Below are 15558 nucleotides of genomic sequence, written 5' to 3' on the forward strand. Positions count from 1 at the left end.
GGAAAGTTGATCGACGTTAGCTTTGGCCCGCAGGTGTGCGGCGACCTGACCGGCGGGGCGACTCGGGAGTGGCTGGTCACCGACGGCCTCGGCGGGTATGCCATGGGCACGGTCAGCGGCCTGCGGACGCGCCGCTACCACGGCCTGCTGGTGGTGGCCGGTGAGACGCCGGCGTCCCGACGGGTGGGACTGGTCAGCCTGGACCCGACGGTGGTCCTCCCCTCCGGCGCGCGGGTGCGCCTGGGCGCGCACGAGTGGTCCTCCGGCGACGTCGACCCGCGCGGCTTCGAGCTGCTGGAGCGGTTCGACCTGACCGACGGCCTGCCCCGGTGGCGCTGGCGGGTCGGCGACGTGGTGATCGAGCGGGAGCTGGCGATGACGCACGGCCGCCCGTGCGTGGCGGTGGTGCATCGGCTCGTCTCCGGCGGGCCGGTGCGGCTCGAACTGGCGGCGGCCTGCACCTGGCGGGACGCGCACGGCGAGCGCCGGGCCGACGGGCCGGCCCCGCGGGTGGAGCCGGTGCCGGGCGGGGCGGTGGTGGAGGGCGGTTTCCGGCTCGCCGGGTCGAACTGGACGCCGGAGGGCCAGTGGTGGCTCGGCGCGCACCACCGCGAGGAGGCGGCGCGCGGCCTGCCCCCCGACGAGGACCTCTGGTACGCCGGTCGCTTCTCGGGGAAGCTGGGCGGGCCGGGCGACACGGTGTCGGTGCTCGCCTGGGCCGGCGACCTGGCGCAGGAGCCGCCGCCGGCGACCGAGGTGGTGGCGGCGGCCCGGGCCCGTAACCGGCGGGTCGTGGCGGCGGCGAAGCCGGCGGACCCGGTCGAGGCGACGCTCGCGCTGGCCGCGGACGCCTTCGTGATCCGCGCCGGCACCGGGCCGGACGTGGTGGCCGGCTACCCGTGGTTCGGCGCCTGGTCGCGGGACACGATGATCTCCTACGAGGGGCTGTTCCTCTGCACCAACCGGGCCGACGAGGGCCGCGAGCTGCTGCGGGCGTACGCGGCGACGCTGTCGGAGGGGATGCTCGCCAACACCGCCGACACCGGCCGGGTGGAGTACAACACCGTCGACGCGACGCTGTGGTTCCTGCACGCGGTGAGCCGGCACGTCACCGTCACCGGCGACACCGACCTCGGCGACGAGCTGCTGCCCGCGTTGCGCGGGGTGGTCGACGCGCACCTGGCCGGCACCCGGTTCGGCATCGCCGTCGACCCGGCCGACGGGCTGGTCACCCAGGGCGGCACCCCGGGCACGGCGCTGACCTGGATGGACGCCCGGGTGCACGGGGTGCCGGTCACGCCGCGTACCGGCAAGCCGGTGGAGGTCAACGCGCTGTGGGTCAACGGGCTGGCCGGCCTCGCCGAGCTGACCGAGCTGGCCGGGCGGGACGCGACCGACCTGTGGCGGCTGCACGAGGGGGCCGTCGCCGCGTTCCGGGACCGGTTTCCCGCCCCGACGGGCTGGCTGCACGACGTGGTGGACGCGCCCGCGCCGGCGTACCCGCTGGGCGGGGCCGCGTACCACGACGACGACCTGCTGCGCCCCAACCAGTTGCTGGCCTGGTCGCTGCCGTACGCCCCGCTGGAGCCCGACGAGCCCACGCTGCGCCGGGTCGCCGCCGGGCTGCTCACCCCGCTGGGCCCGCGCAGCCTCTCCCCCGACTCGCCCGACTTCGTCGGGCGGCACCGGGGCGGGCCGGCCGAGCGGGACGGCGCCTACCACCAGGGCACCGTGTGGCCCTGGCTGCTCGGCGCGTACGCCGACGCCGCCCGGCGGGCCAAGCTGCCGGTTGACGGCCTTCTCGTGGGCATCGAGGCTCACCTGACCGAATACGGGCTGGGATCGGTGAGCGAGACGGCCGACGGCCTCCCGCCGCACGGCGCGACCGGCTGCCCGTTCCAGGCGTGGTCGGTCGCCGAGGTGCTGCGCGTGCGCCGCACCCGCCGGTAGCGCTTTACACGACCGCAACGGCGGCGTCTCCGCTGGTTAGCCAGCCGCCAGGAGGATGGGTCCCGATCCGGTCGCGACACCCGACGGGCACCCTCCGCGATGCCGGCACGCGCGCTCGGAGACAACTCAAGGGGGCCGCATGTCACCTGACGCCGACGTGATCGACATCCACCCCGCCCGGCAGCAGCGGGTGCTGATGCTCTCCTGGGAGTACCCGCCCGTGCTCGTGGGCGGGCTCGGCCGGCACGTGCACGCCCTGTCGGTGGCCCTGGCCGCCGCCGGGCACGAGGTCACCGTCGTCACCCGGCACGCCGACGGCGCGCCCCTGGAGGAGTACGCCGACGGCGTCCGCATCCTGCGCGCCGCCGAGGACCCGGTGACCTTCCCGCTGGCCACCTCCTCCCTGCTCGCCTGGACGATGGCGTTCAACCACACCCTCACCCGGGCCGCCCTGCGGGCCACCGAGGCCGGCCCGTACGACGTGGTCCACGCCCACGACTGGCTCGTCGCGCACACCGCCGTCACGCTCGCCGAGCACCTGGACCTGCCGCTGGTCAGCACCATCCACGCCACCGAGGCCGGCCGGCACCAGGGCTGGCTGCCGGAGGAGCTGAACCGCACCATCCACGGCGTCGAGCACTGGCTGAGCAACGCCTCCGCCCGGGTGATCGCCTGCTCCGGCTACATGCGCGATCAGGTCGCCACGCTCTTCGACCTGCCGGCCGACCGGATCGACGTGGTGCCCAACGGGGTCGACGACCGGGCCTGGCGGGCGCGCCCCGGGGCGGTCGCCTCGGCCCGCGCCCGGTTCGCCGGAGACGGCCCTCTCGTCGGGTACGCCGGCCGGCTGGTCTACGAGAAGGGCGTGCAGCACCTGGTGCACGCCGTGCCGCACCTGCGCGACCGGCACCCCGGGCTGCGGGTGGTGATCGCGGGCGACGGCCCCTACCGCGCCGAGTTGGAGGAGGAGGCCCGCCGGCTCGCGCTCGGGCAGACCGTACGCTTCGTCGGCTTCCTGGACTCGACCCAGCTCCCGGCGCTGCTCGGCGCCACCGACGCGACCGTGGTGCCCAGCCTCTACGAGCCCTTCGGGATGGTGGCCCTGGAGGCGGCGGCGGCCGGCGCGCCCCTCGCGGTGGCCTGCACCGGCGGCCTCGCGGAGATCGTCGAGCCGGGCGTGACCGGTGTGACCTTCCCGCACAGCGACCCGGGTGCCCTCGCCGTCGCGGTCGACCGGCTCGTCGGCGACGAGGTCTTCGCCCGGCGGGTGGCCCGGCGGGCCCGCACCATGGTCGGCCGGCGGTACGGCTGGGCCACCATCGCGGCCCGGACCGCCGGCACGTACGCGACCGCCCGCCGCGAGCACGGCCCGGCGCGGGCCCGGCGGGCCGCCGCTCGGCTCGGCGAGCCCCGGCAGAAGATCACCATCCCGGAGGGAAACCTGCTCACGCTCGACGGTGCCGCCTGCTGAACCCGCCCGCGGCCTGCGACCGATCGGGCCAGGGGTTCCTCGCCAGCCCCACCCGACGCAAGATCCTGACCGACAAGGCCACCCTCGCCGGCATCACCGTCCACCTCGTCGACGAACACGGCACGTCGTCGACCTGCCCCACCTGCCGCTGGCGGATATCGAAGCCCCGTGGGCGGACCCTGACCTGCCCGCATTGCCAGTTCTCAAGCCACCGCGATGTCATCGCGGCGGCCAGCATCGCCACCCGTACCCGGGCGGCGGACCCACCACCCCACACCCGTCGCGCTGCCCGGGGTGATCACGCACCGTCGAGCCGGCCAGCACCTACCCGGCACCGGCCGGCCCTGACGTGACCCCGCCGCCCATCCGGCGGTGCGAGGGCCAGGATGGCCCGCTGTGGCCCACCCCACCAGCCGGTGGGAGTCGCTCGCCCTCACGGTGAGGATCCACAACTACCGGAACCCCGGTGAACGTCAGGGACACAGCACTAGCTGATCGCTACGGCTCGATCTTTCGCAGTCGCGTGAACGGCACTGATGAGGCAAGCGCCAGAGCGATTACTCCCACGAGCATAAGAGCGAACCATGCGCCAGATCTATCGATGACGATTCCCGCTGCTGCAGCCGCCAGCGATGCGCCGAAATTTACGGATGTGTTGATCCATGTCGACGCTTCTGTTCGGCTGGCGGCTGGAGCGATGGTGTCGGCGATGAGGTAGCCGGTGATGAGGGAAGGAGCGAGGAAAAGGCCGACGAGTACGAGACCCGCAGCGAAGAGACCGAGTGTGTTCAGCTGGGACACGAGCACTGCGGCGAGCCCCATGCTGACACACAGGGCGAACAGCTGATTCCCGATTCCTGCCCTAAATTTCAGCTGCCCATAGAGAAGCCCTCCGAGGGCACTTCCACCAGCAAAGGCCGCCAGGAGCCAGCCCGAAGCTGCGACAGCATCATGATGCACAGCAACTGCCGGCGCTGCGATCTCCGCGACGCCAAGCACGCCACCGACACCCAGGAGGACGATCAATACCCTTGCGAAACCTGGCTGGCGCAGCGGCCGGTCACCTCGCGCAACACCCTCTCTTCTTCCGCGAAGAGCCCCCGACGACGCGCTGGACGTCATCGCTACAGTGCCGAGGAAAACTGCTGCCGCGGTCACCCAGAGCCCGATGCTGGGAGAACTGGCCACGATGACCGCGGTGATGATGACGGGGCCACCGATGAAAAGGAGCTCCTCACACACCGCGTCGATGCTGAATGCTTTTGTTCGCTGGTCACCGGCCGTCGTGAGCGACGCCCAGATCATTCGCATCGCAGCGCCTAAGGGTGGCGCTGTCAGGCCGACCACCACGCCGAGAATGAGAAACCAGGTATCCGCCACCCCCTCGGCATCCGTAATGAGCGCGAGAGCGATGAATCCCGAAGCTTGACCTGATGCCATTGTCGTGAGCGCGATTCGTTGACCAAATCGATCGGTGGCCCTGGCGCGCCACGGCGCGGCGATGACGTTAGCGATTCCGAACGCGGCTGTTGCGAAACCGGCGTGCGTGAACGAACCCGTACTGTCCTGGACGGCGAGAAGGAGAGCAAGACCGCCCATCGCGAGAGCGGATCGACCGATCAGGGCGGGGAGGAAGGCGCGAAGCGCGCCAGGAAGTAGAAGCACTGCGAGCACGAAGCAACTCCGATGATGTGCGACCGGCGTCGTGTGCGCGGCCGCAAGTCTGACGGCTTATGAGCTCCGGAGGGCATGAAGGACCGCACCCTCAACGGATCAGAACCTGAGCGGGAGGTACCCAGGACCGTCAGATGAACATCACGAACTGCATCCGGCCAACCTAGCACGACAGCCGTTGATTGAGAAGGCATTTCACATCTGGGTCAGTCGGGTGTGTTGAGGTGCGGCGTTGTTGGCGGGTGGCGGGTTCGCCTCGGGCGAGGCGGTGAAGCATGCCGCTGATGGCGGCCCAGCGGATCATGGCGTCCAATGTGGTGGGCTGGGTTTCGTAGTCGCGGGCGAGGCGGTGGTGGGCGGTCAGCCAGGCAGGGCCCGCTCGACCGTTTCGTCGTCGCCGGAGCGCGGGTGCCGCCCCAAGCCCTCGGCGGGCGACCGGTTCGCGCCATGCTCGACGCGGACGGGCCTGCACTCGGCTGCGAAGTGCGCGACCGTCATCGCCGTACGCGCGATCCTCAAGCGGTTGAGCCTCCCGGTCGAGCCCTACGAGATGCTGGTCGAACCGTTCATCGCGGCGGGCGTCGAGGTGCCGCCTCACCCCGGGACGTGCCTGTCTTCGTCTGGCGAAGCATGGACGCAGTCGGGCATACTCCTCCAAGCGGGATCAGATGCCCTCAGGCTGTCAAGCCACCCACCCCTGCCCGCCACCGTCCTCGGTGGACCGTCCGGGTGATGCCCTGCGCCACCGCGGCGAACTACAGTGGCGTAGTTTGGCGCTCAAGATCCCTGGGGAGGGCGAGCCGAGATGATGGGACCGTCCCACGCGCTGTCCGGCGCGGCGGTGTGGCTGACCGGCTCCTGGGCGCTGGACCACTTCGCCAACTACCACCAGACTCCGCTGGAGCTCGCCGTCGGCACCGCGGTCTGCGCCGGCGGGGCGCTCTTCCCCGACCTGGACCTGTCCGGCAAGGTGACCCGCAACCAGGGCGGGGCCACCGTCGCCCGCACCTTCGGCGTGTTCTCGCTCTTCATCGCCGAGGTGATGGAGAAGATCTCGCTCGGGGTCTACTACGCGACCAAGCTCAGCAAGGATCCCCGCCGCAACAACGGCCACCGGACGCTGACCCACACCATCCCGTTCACCCTGCTGGTCGGCTGGGGCACCACCACGCTCTGCGCCGCGTACGGCAAGTGGGCGGTGATCGGCATCCTGTTCTTCATGTTCGGGCTGGCCCTGCGCGGGCTGTTCGACAAGTGGGCGGAGCGGGCCGGCTGGGTCATCGTGACCCTCGCGTCGGCCGGGGCTGCCTGGTTCACCTTCGCCAACCTGCCCGGCGACCGGGGCTACCCGCTGATCGGCACCGCCGTCGGGGTGGGCTGCTTCGTGCACATCCTCGGCGACATGATCACCCGGGCGGGCGTGCCGATCCTGTGGCCGATCCCGATCAAACGTCGGATGTGGACGCCGATCGGCCTGCCGAACAAGATCGCCCTGCGGGCCGGCAGCAAGACCGAGGTGATCGTCGTCCGGGCCGTACTGACGGCGGTCTCGGTGCTCGCGGCGCTCGGGCTGGTCGCCCCGTCGGTGTTGCAGCGCTTCAACATCGAGGGCTGAGCGGCCCCCGGGCTGTCAGGACAGCGCCTCGGCGGCCCAGCGCACCAGCAACTCCAGCACCGGCCGGCGGCCGGCCATCATCTCCGCCTCGTCACGCGCGTCGTAGGTCCCGCTGATCGCGGTCCGGCCGAGCCGGCCGAGCATCATCGGCGCCAGCCAGAAGTACTTGGCCGCCCCGGTGAGCCGGACGGCCCGGACGACCACGGCCGGCGCGACGGCGCCGCGCAGCCCCTCGACGTAGCGGTCGACCACCGTGTCGGCCACCTCGTCGAGCAGGGCGACGTCGACCAGCCCGTCGAGGAAGGTGTCGAGTGCCAGGTTCGCCGCGTCCTCGCCGAGCGGCCCCGGCCCGACGCCCGACCAGTCCAGCAGCACCGGCCCGCCGCCGCCGAACACCAGGTTCATCGGCCAGCAGTCGTGGTGGCAGAGCGTGCGGGGCAGCGCGTCGGTGGCCGCCAGCACCTCGTGCCGCCGCTCCCACAGCACGCGCAGGGCGTCGCGCAGGGGACGCGGCCAGGCGCCGACGGCGACCGGGTGCTCCCACGGCACCGGGGCGGCCACCGGCCGGGTGAGCGTGTAGTCGCGCAGCCAGTCACGCGCCAGCCAGTCCGGCGCCCGGCCGCCCGGCAGCAGTTCCCGCGCCTCGGGATCGCCCAGCCAGCGGGCGTGTCCTGCGCCGAGCCGGGCGGCAACCTCGCCGAGGTCGGCGGGCGTGCAGGCGATGCCCGGCCGGCCGGTCGCCTCGGCCAGCCACAGCGCCACCGAGCCGTCCGGCCGGTCGTCGACCGCCAGCGGCATCGGCGCGGCCAGCCCCGCGTCGGCGTACGCGGCGGTGGCCAGGCCGCTGCGGTACGCCTCGACCTCCCGTCGCCAGTAGTTCCAGTGCCGCGGCTCGTCGCTGCCGGCCCAGTGCGCCGGGCCGGGGCGGCCGGGCGGGGTGACCAGCTTCAGCACGGCCGCTTGTCCGTCCCGGCGGGTGCGCCAGATACCGCCGGTCACCCCGTTGAGCCTGTTGTGGGTCAGTTGCTCGGCCGGCACGCCGGCAGGGACCAGGTCGGCCGGTGGACAGTCCGGCACGCCGGTCACCGTCAGGGCCGCTCGGCGTGGTCGGCCCGGCGGGCCGCCGGCACCGGGCCCTCGGAGCCGCCGGGCGACGGCCGGGCGGGCACGGTGCCGGTGGGATCGGTGCGGCGCCAGCGGGCGAGGAACCGGGTCGCCGCCGGCGAGCCGTGCACGACGGCGGCGTAGGCCACGACGGGGCAGAGCAGCGCAGCCGTCGTGAGCGGCCAGGCCAGCGCCGCGTCGGCGACGGCCGTCCCTGTGACCGCGGCGACGCCGCCGACGTACAGCCCGACAATCACCACGGCGACGGCGCAGGCCGCCAGCGTGCGGGCCACCGGCCCGTGGCGGCTCGCGGCGGCGTCGGCGATCACGACGGCCGGCGCCACCGCCAGCGGCACGAGCGCGGCGCCCAGCAGGGCGGCGACCAGCACCCAGAACGGCCCGGCCAGCGGACTGCCCAGTGGGGCACCCGTGACCAGCGCCAACACGAACAGCGCCAGGTAGCAGACCACCGCCTCGCCGACGAACACCAGCCAGGCGGCCACCGCCCCGGCGACGTGCCGGGCCACCGTGCCGATCATGGAACCTCCCCGTTGCCGGCGCGCTTCCCGGCCGCGTCCGCAAACGGCGACGACGCGCCCCGCCGACGCTATCGGAAGGACCGCCCGTCGTGCGTCCCCGCGTCGCGGCCCCACCTGACGCGGGCATGTCGCCGACGGGCAGGAGCACGTCACGCCTGGCGCCCGGGTGGCCGGCGGTGCCGGCCCGCTTCGGAGGTCGCGGTCACCCTGCCGGCTCGAAGACGACCCGTACGCAGCCGTCGAGCCTGTTCCTGAACAGGTGGTAGCCCTGCGGGGCGTCGGCGAGCGGCATGGTGTGGGTCGCGAGGTGTTCGGTGAGGAGTTCGCCGCGGGCCATGCGCTCCAGCAGCATCGGGATGTAGCGCTGTCCGTGCTGCTGGGCGCCGCGCAGGGTGAGGCCTTTGTTCGTCACGGCCCCGAGCGGGAACTTGTCGACCGGGCCGGCGTAGCCGCCGAGGAGGAACACGCTTCCGCCCTTGCGGCAGTGGTGGATCGCTTCGCGGGCGGCGACGGGACGCTCCGGTTCGAGGCGCAGCTGCTGCTTGACCTGGTCGAACAGGAATTGCGGGCCGCTGCTGCGGGCCTGCGTGCCGACGGCCTCGATGCACACGTCGGGTCCGCGTCCGCCGCTGCGTTCGCGCAGTTCACCGCCGACGTCCTGGGTCTGGTGGTTGAGCGTCTCCACTCCCAGGTGGTCCCGCGCCATCCGCAACCGGTACTCCATCCGGTCGATCACGATGACGCGCTCCGCGCCGAGCAGGAGGGCTGCGCGGGCCGCCAGCTGTCCGACCGCGCCGGCGCCCCAGACGGCGACCACGTCGCCGGCCCTGACGCCACCGAGGTCGGCGCCCATCCAGCCCGTCGGGGCGGCGTCGGAGGCGAACACGGCCCGCTCGTCGCTGACGCCGTCCGGGACGGTGAAGGCCCCGTGGTCGGCGTAGGGGACGCGGACGTACTCGGCGTGGCTGCCCGCGAAACCGCCCAGGGCGTGCGAGTAGCCGTAGCATCCGCCCGGCGCGAAGCCCCACCGGCCCTCGGTGACGGCCGGGTTGGTGTTGCCGTTGTCGCACAGCGAGAACTGCTGTTGCCGGCAGTACCAGCAGCGCCCGCAGGCGACGAAGGAGCAGACCACCACGCGGTCGCCCACCCTGTGCTCGCGTACCTGCGGGCCGACCTCGACGACCTCGCCGAGGAACTCGTGGCCCAGCACGTCACCGTGCTCCATGAACGGGATGTAGCCGTCCAGCAGGTGCAGGTCCGAGCCGCAGGTGGCCGTCTTGCGTACCTGGACGATCATGTCCTGTTCGTTGCGCAGCTGCGGATCCGGCACCCGTGTCACGGCGAGCTCGTTGGTGCCCTGCCACACCAACGCCTTCACGGTCGCCTCTTCCGGCGCTGACCAGCCACAGTCACCGACGTCGTGGGTGGGGCACCTAGACGCCGACCCGCTGGGGCGGGACCGTCAGCCCGTAGAGGGCCATCAGTTCCGGGCTGTCGACCCGGCTGCCGTCGGCGACCGAGTCGCAGGAGATGTCGACGATCTGGTCCTTGTGGGCCAGCAGGTAGGGTCGGGCGCCGACGTCCGCGCTGGCCAGGGTGGCGATGCCGGACCAGTGCCGGCGCCCGAACAGCATCGGGTAGCCGCGCAGCCCGGCGTACGTGGCGCAGACCAGCACGTCGGGGTACGGCAGCGCGGTCACCCGGCGGACGGCGGCGGCGGTGAGGCCGGGCATGTCGACCGGCACCACCACGACCGCCTCGATCCCCTCGTCGTCGAGCGCGGCCAGGCCGGCCCGGATGGACGAGCCGACGCCGGTGCCCCACGCCCGGTTGATCACCACCGTGGCCCGGCTCAGGTCGGCCGTCTCGCGGACCTGGTCGGCCGCCGCGCCCAGCACGACCACGATCTGCTCGCAGCCCGCCTCGGTCATCGTGTCGATCATCTGGTCCACCAGCGGCTTCTCCCCGTGGTGCAGCAGGGCCTCCGGGCCACCGATGCGGCGTCCCCCGCCCGCGGCGATGATCATTCCTGCGATCCGGTTCAGCTGGGCCCCCTCCACCATGGAGCGGACCGTGCCGCGAGGCACGGCCCGCTCCGTCGTACGGACATCGGGAGCAACGAGGACGAGGCGAGCCGGGTAGCGGGGCGAAAGGGGAAAATCGTGCAACTGTTACCAACCGGCAACCCCGCCGGACCGCCCGCCACGGACTGTCCGGCCGGTCAGGACGACGCCCTCGCGGCGGCGACCGCGACCGGCATCGGGTCACGGGGTGGACGCGGGAGCAGGCGGGCAAGGTCGCCGTGGGTCTCGGCGAGGAACCCGCCCGCCGTGGCCGAGTAGATCGACATGAGCATCGCCGGCTGGAAGGGCAGCAGGCCCGGGCCCGCCAGCGCGGCACGACGCTCGCCCAGCGAGACCGGACGGTAGGGCACCTCCAGCGCGGCGGCGAGACCGGCTGCCGTGAGCGCGACGGGCCCCGTCAGCTCGTACGTACGGTGGCGGTGCGCGGCGGGGTCGGCGGCCACCCGCACGGCCGCGTCGGCCAGGTCCTGCCGGGCCACCGCCGCCAACGCGCCCGCGCCGAACGGGGCAGTCACCGCGCCGCCGACGGGGGCGGCCAACTGGCCGAACAGCTCCGCGTAGAGCCCGTTGCGCAGGATCGTCCAGCCCAGCCGACTCTCCCGCAGGCGGCGCTCCGTCCACCGGTGCGCCAACGCGAACGCCAGGTGGTCGCCGGCCCCGACCAGGCTCGTGTAGACCACGTGGTCCACCCCGTGCCGCTCCGCCGCCGCGACCACCCGCTCGTGGCGGGCGATGACCACGTCGTCCTCGCCGTAGCCGGCGGAGACCAGCACCAGGACGCGTACGCCCGCGAGGTCCGGCCCCGCCGGGTCGTCGAAGTCCACGTGCCGCCCGGCGTCGGCGAAGCGGCCGGGGGTACGGGTGCCGGCGAGCGGGGCCAGGCCCCGCTCGGCCAGACCGGCGTGGATGAGGGAGCCCAGGTGCCCGGAGGCACCGGTGACCAGCAGCATGAGACGAGCCTTCCGCGTGGTACCGAATCGGAACTAACCTCATCGTCGGGAACCACGGAACCGGGCACAAGGAGGCACTTCCATGTCGGCAGGACACACGGCGGTAACCGACGCGCTGGCACCCTGCGGGCTGCCCGAGCACCCGGACTGCGGAATCCGCGACGTGCTCGACCGCATCGGCGACAAGTGGTCGGTGCTCGCGATCGTCGAACTCTCCTCCGGCGTCCGGCGGTTCCGGGAGCTGCAGCGAGGCATCCACGGCATCTCCCAACGGATGCTCACCCTGACCCTGCGCCGCCTGGAACGCGACGGCCTGGTGCTGCGCACCGCGTACCCGACCGTCCCGGTGACCGTGACCTACGAGCTGACCGAGCGCGGCCGGAGCCTGACCCACCTCGTCCGGCAGCTGGCCGACTGGTCGCTGGCGCACAAGGACGCGATCGCCGAGTCCCGTCGGGCGTGGGACGCCGCCAACCCCGGATCCGCCGTCTCCTGACCGGCAGGCCCCGTCACGCGGCGTCGGCGTAGCAGTCGACGACGGACAGATCCAGCGGGAAGCGGACCGGGGTGTCGCCGAAGAGCAGCGCGGCGGCCCGCTCGCCGGCGCGGGTGACCGCCTCGGCGACCGCGCCGGCCTGCTCCGCCGGACAGTGCACGATCACCTCGTCGTGCTGGAAGAAGACCAGCTCGGCGCGGGTGCCGGCGAGCCCGCCGCGCAGCGTCGCCAGCAGGGTCGAGGCCCACTCGGCGGCGGTGGCCTGGATGACGAAGTTGCGGGTGAACCGCCCCCGGGACCGGGCCGCCCGGGCGCGCGGCGACTGCGGGTCGCCGCCGCCGTCGGGGTCGGCCTCCTCGCCGTCGCCGAACCCCGCCGTGCCGGGCGGGCAGGTGCGCCCCAGCCAGGAACGCACGAGCCCGCCAACCTCGCCGGTGCGGGCGGCCGCCTCGACGTAGCCGAAGGCGGTCGGGTAGTTGCGCCGCAGCACCGCCAGCGCCGGCACCGCCGACCCGCCGGTCTGCCCGTACATGGCCCCGAGCAGGGCCACCTTGGCGCGGGCCCGGTCACCGGCGAAGGCGTCCTGGGCGAGGGCGGCGTAGAGGTCGCCGGCGCCGCCGGCCGCGGCGAGCCGGGCGTCGCCCGAGACCGCGGCGAGCACCCTCGGCTCCAACTGGCCGGCGTCGGCGACCACGAGCCGCCAGCCCGGGTCGGCGACCACCGCCCGCCGGATCACCTTGGGGATCTGCAGCGCGCCCCCGCCCCGGGTGGCCCACCGGCCGGAGACCACCCCGCCCGGGACGTACTCCGGTTGGAAGCGCCCGTCGCGCACCCAGGCGTCGCGCCAGGACCAGCCGTGCGCCGTCCAGATCCGGTACAGCTCCTTGTATTCCAGGACCAGCGGCACCGCCGGGTGGTCCACCCCGCGCAGCACCCAGGCGCGGGTGTTGGGCAGCTCCACGCCGGCCCGGGCGAACGCCCGCAACAGCTCCGCCGGGGAGTCGGCGTGCAGTTGGCGTACGCCGAACGCGGCGGCGATCCGGGCGGCCAGCTCGGCCAGCCGGCGGGGCGGGCCGCCGACCGGGGACGGCTCGCCGAGCAGCTCGGCGAGGATCTCGTCGTGCACCTCGGCCCGCCAGGGCAACCCGGCGGCGCCCATCTCCACGGCGATCAGCGCGCCGGCCGACTCGGCGGCGACCAGCAGCCGGAACCGGCCGGGGTGCTCGGTCGCGGCGATCCGGGCGAGCTGGTCGGCGTACACCCGGGTCAGCGCCTCGATGCCCGGGCCCGGCGGGCCGGGCAGGGCGTCGAAGAGCGCGCCCTGGCCGTGGCCGGGCGGCGCGGCCGGGCGCGGCGGCGGATCGGGTGGGACAGGCCCCCCGGTGAGCCGGGCGTGGGCGGCGGCGAGCGACCGCGGCCCGCCCCAGCGGCCGGCGTGGCCCAGCAGCAGGGCCTCGGTCAGCTCCACGTCGTGGCAGCGCTCCACCCGCACCCCGGCGCGCAGCAACGGGGGATAGATCGTCGCGCCGGACGCCCAGACCCAGCGCGGGTGATCGGCCCGCTCGCGCGCGGCCACTGCGGCGGCCAGATCGGCCGCCGGCTCGACCGGGCCGACCGGAGCCCCGGCAGCGTCGAGGGGTTGCAGGGCTCCCCCGCCCCGCTCGTCCGACACCACCGCCACCAGCACGAACGCGATTCTGCCTCGTTCCTACGACACTTCCTGCGGCCCACCCCACCGCCACAAACGTCTATTGCGGTGACCGCACAGGTGGGCGGGGCTGGCTGCCGGAGCGGTTGGTGGACGTGGCTGCGCTCCGGCGCGTCGGTGAGCGGTAGGAGGTGGCTACCACAGAAGTCAGGCAGAGCGCGGCAGCTGCGATGAGTGACGGACGGCTGCCGAGGTGAACAGTTGCGGAGCCGAGCGGAATCGCCAGAGCGATCGGCCCGAACATCACGGTGTTGGCCGTCGCGGCGACTCGACCGAGCAACGCCAACGGTGTGTGCGTCTGCACTGCGGTCACCGCGGCGACCAGGGTCCAGGGCAGGCCGATGCCGGCGACCACCGAGGCGGCAACCGTGACCGGCCACCAGGGCAGGCAGCGTGCCAGGCAACCGGCTGCGAACAGCACCGTGCCGGCGGCGCCGACAGCAACTGGGCCCCGGCGAGCGATGAGTGGGCCGACGAACAGTCCGCCGACGATGGATCCGGCGCCCTGGGCACCGGCCAGGACGCCGAGGAACGCAGTCGGCAGGCCGAGCACCCCGATGACGATCGCGTAGACGGCCGCGGTCGTGAAGCCGGACATGGCAATGGACACCGCTGCGAGCGCGACGGTGACCCGCATCGCCGGTTGCCCGAAAAGGATGACAATCCCTGCGCGGAGGCCGCGCTGCCGCTCCTGCGGAAGGTCGGTTGGCGTACGGGTCAGTCGCACCCCCGCGTACAGGATGGCGACCAGGACGGGCATGGCCGCGCTGAGGACGGCCACCACGTGACCGCCGTGCCATGCGTAGAGGCCCGCGCCGGCCAGTGGAGCCACGAGCTTCATGCCTTCCTGAGCACTCGAACGCCAGCCGTTGACATGGCCGAGTTCCGCAGGTGACAGCGATGACGGCAGCAGCGCGGTCTCGCCCGCGTCAATCAACACGTAGCTGAGCCCGTAGGCGCACGAGACCGCGAAGATCAGCCAGGTTTCGCCGGGCCCCCGCACCGCGAACAGACTCAGCAGGACGGCGGCCAACGTGAGGTTGACTGCGATGATCAGGGGTCGCGCCGGCGCCCGGTCGAAGAGACCTCCCAGCCACGGGCCGGCAAGTACAGGGGTATACACGCAAAGCCCGGCGAGGGCCGCGAGGCTGCTGGAACCGGTGAGGTCAAGGATCCAGATCCCGGCTACCAGGGACATGGCGCTGCTACCAAAGCCCGACAGCAGCGATATCGCCACGAACAGTCCGGCATTGCGGCGCACGAGGCCTCCAAGGTTGAGCCGAGGTGACTCATCCTCTTTCTTGAGCCTCAGCAAGGCAATGCAGCTGGCGACTGTCAAGCTTTCATTGACAGCCCCGCATTCAGGTTCGCGGCGACCGCTCGAACGGGCCTTGGCAACCGTTCGAGCCCCGCCTCGGCGAGGTCGACGGCGACATGCGATGCCAGCGCGTAGAGCGAGCCCGGAGCGGCATCGAGGGCGACCTCTGCCGTACTACGTACGAGCGCCGCCCGCCGGAACCGCGTATCCCAACCTCGATCCACATCGATCCAGCGCTGAAGCTCCGCTATCGCGGTCCGCAACGCCGCGATCCGCGACGAATAGTGAAGATCACGGTCCTGCCGCCGGGACCACCGGGCTGCCGCCAGACGTTGGCGGCGCTGCTCCGCGGCCTGCCGACTACCGAGTCCCAGCGCGGCAGCGATCTGCGCCCACGTAGCACCCTTGTAGCGGGCGCGGTCGATAAGCTCCAACTCTTGCTCGTCGAGTTGGCAACGGGCAGCTCGGATCTCAGCCAACTGACCCATCTCCGGTGTCACACGTCAACGCTACGTCGACGGTGGAAACGGGTCGATGCGGCGACAGCCGGATCGTTGACATCCTCTCTGCCCTAAAGGACGGAGATTCCCTCCACGCTGCGCGTGGAACACGCGGCGTCCGGGTGGGTTCCCGCTTCCCTGCGCGCCGC

The 15558-nt window shown here is 73.0% G+C and carries 13 protein-coding genes and 1 pseudogene; 5 read left to right on the plus strand and 9 right to left on the minus strand.

Going from position 1 to position 15558, the window contains the following annotated elements:
* Positions 1-6: 6 nt before the first annotated feature.
* From ABT006_RS28005 to ABT006_RS35170, 3 genes and pseudogenes are all read left to right on the plus strand, one after another.
* Complete coding sequence (locus ABT006_RS28005) at positions 7-1950, plus strand: amylo-alpha-1,6-glucosidase (protein WP_350711181.1); 1944 nt, start codon at positions 7-9, stop codon at positions 1948-1950.
* A gap of 139 nt (positions 1951-2089) precedes the next feature.
* Positions 2090-3421: a glycosyltransferase family 4 protein gene (locus ABT006_RS28010; RefSeq protein WP_350711183.1), complete on the plus strand. Its 1332-nt coding sequence runs from the start codon at positions 2090-2092 to the stop codon at positions 3419-3421.
* 92 nt (positions 3422-3513) lie between these two features.
* Positions 3514-3600: pseudogene (locus ABT006_RS35170) on the plus strand (hypothetical protein); the annotation flags it as partial.
* 319 nt (positions 3601-3919) lie between these two features.
* Here ABT006_RS35170 and ABT006_RS28020 read toward each other — a convergent pair.
* Positions 3920-5095 (minus strand): MFS transporter, encoded by a 1176-nt coding sequence (locus ABT006_RS28020; protein ID WP_350711184.1) that lies wholly within the window; start codon positions 5093-5095, stop codon positions 3920-3922.
* An 805-nt stretch (positions 5096-5900) separates the two neighbouring features.
* Here ABT006_RS28020 and ABT006_RS28025 point away from each other — a divergent pair.
* Positions 5901-6710: a metal-dependent hydrolase gene (locus ABT006_RS28025; protein WP_350711186.1), complete on the plus strand. Its 810-nt coding sequence runs from the start codon at positions 5901-5903 to the stop codon at positions 6708-6710.
* A 15-nt stretch (positions 6711-6725) separates the two neighbouring features.
* Here the strand turns inward: ABT006_RS28025 and ABT006_RS28030 are convergent, their stop codons facing one another.
* The 5 genes from ABT006_RS28030 to ABT006_RS28050 form a co-directional block, all read right to left on the minus strand.
* Positions 6726-7787 carry a phosphotransferase gene (locus ABT006_RS28030; RefSeq protein WP_350711188.1) on the minus strand — a complete coding sequence of 354 codons (1062 nt, stop codon included), beginning with the start codon at positions 7785-7787 and terminating at the stop codon, positions 6726-6728.
* 11 nt (positions 7788-7798) lie between these two features.
* Entirely contained in the window at positions 7799-8353 is a 555-nt protein-coding gene (locus ABT006_RS28035) for a hypothetical protein (RefSeq protein WP_350711190.1), read from the minus strand.
* A gap of 202 nt (positions 8354-8555) precedes the next feature.
* Positions 8556-9731, minus strand: a complete 1176-nt coding sequence (locus tag ABT006_RS28040; protein WP_350711192.1) for a zinc-dependent alcohol dehydrogenase — start codon at positions 9729-9731, stop codon at positions 8556-8558.
* Between the two features lie 55 nt (positions 9732-9786).
* Complete coding sequence (locus ABT006_RS28045; RefSeq protein WP_350711214.1) at positions 9787-10380, minus strand: nucleotidyltransferase family protein; 594 nt, start codon at positions 10378-10380, stop codon at positions 9787-9789.
* Between the two features lie 194 nt (positions 10381-10574).
* Positions 10575-11387 (minus strand): NAD(P)H-binding protein, encoded by an 813-nt coding sequence (locus ABT006_RS28050; RefSeq protein ID WP_350711193.1) that lies wholly within the window; start codon positions 11385-11387, stop codon positions 10575-10577.
* Positions 11388-11469: 82 nt separating this feature from the next.
* Between ABT006_RS28050 and ABT006_RS28055 the strand changes: the two genes are divergently transcribed.
* Positions 11470-11883: a winged helix-turn-helix transcriptional regulator gene (locus ABT006_RS28055; RefSeq protein ID WP_350711195.1), complete on the plus strand. Its 414-nt coding sequence runs from the start codon at positions 11470-11472 to the stop codon at positions 11881-11883.
* A gap of 13 nt (positions 11884-11896) precedes the next feature.
* Here the strand turns inward: ABT006_RS28055 and ABT006_RS28060 are convergent, their stop codons facing one another.
* From ABT006_RS28060 to ABT006_RS28070, 3 genes are all read right to left on the minus strand, one after another.
* Positions 11897-13570: a bifunctional 3'-5' exonuclease/DNA polymerase gene (locus ABT006_RS28060; RefSeq protein ID WP_502891033.1), complete on the minus strand. Its 1674-nt coding sequence runs from the start codon at positions 13568-13570 to the stop codon at positions 11897-11899.
* Positions 13571-13631: 61 nt separating this feature from the next.
* Positions 13632-14852: an MFS transporter gene (locus tag ABT006_RS28065; RefSeq protein WP_350711197.1), complete on the minus strand. Its 1221-nt coding sequence runs from the start codon at positions 14850-14852 to the stop codon at positions 13632-13634.
* A gap of 74 nt (positions 14853-14926) precedes the next feature.
* The gene (locus tag ABT006_RS28070; protein ID WP_350711199.1) at positions 14927-15409 is read right to left on the minus strand and encodes a hypothetical protein; all 483 of its coding nucleotides are present in this window, start codon (positions 15407-15409) and stop codon (positions 14927-14929) included.
* Between the last annotated feature and the right edge of the window lie 149 nt (positions 15410-15558).

It is taken from the genome of Micromonospora sp. NPDC002717 (assembly GCF_040295705.1).
GTDB lineage: Bacteria > Actinomycetota > Actinomycetes > Mycobacteriales > Micromonosporaceae > Micromonospora.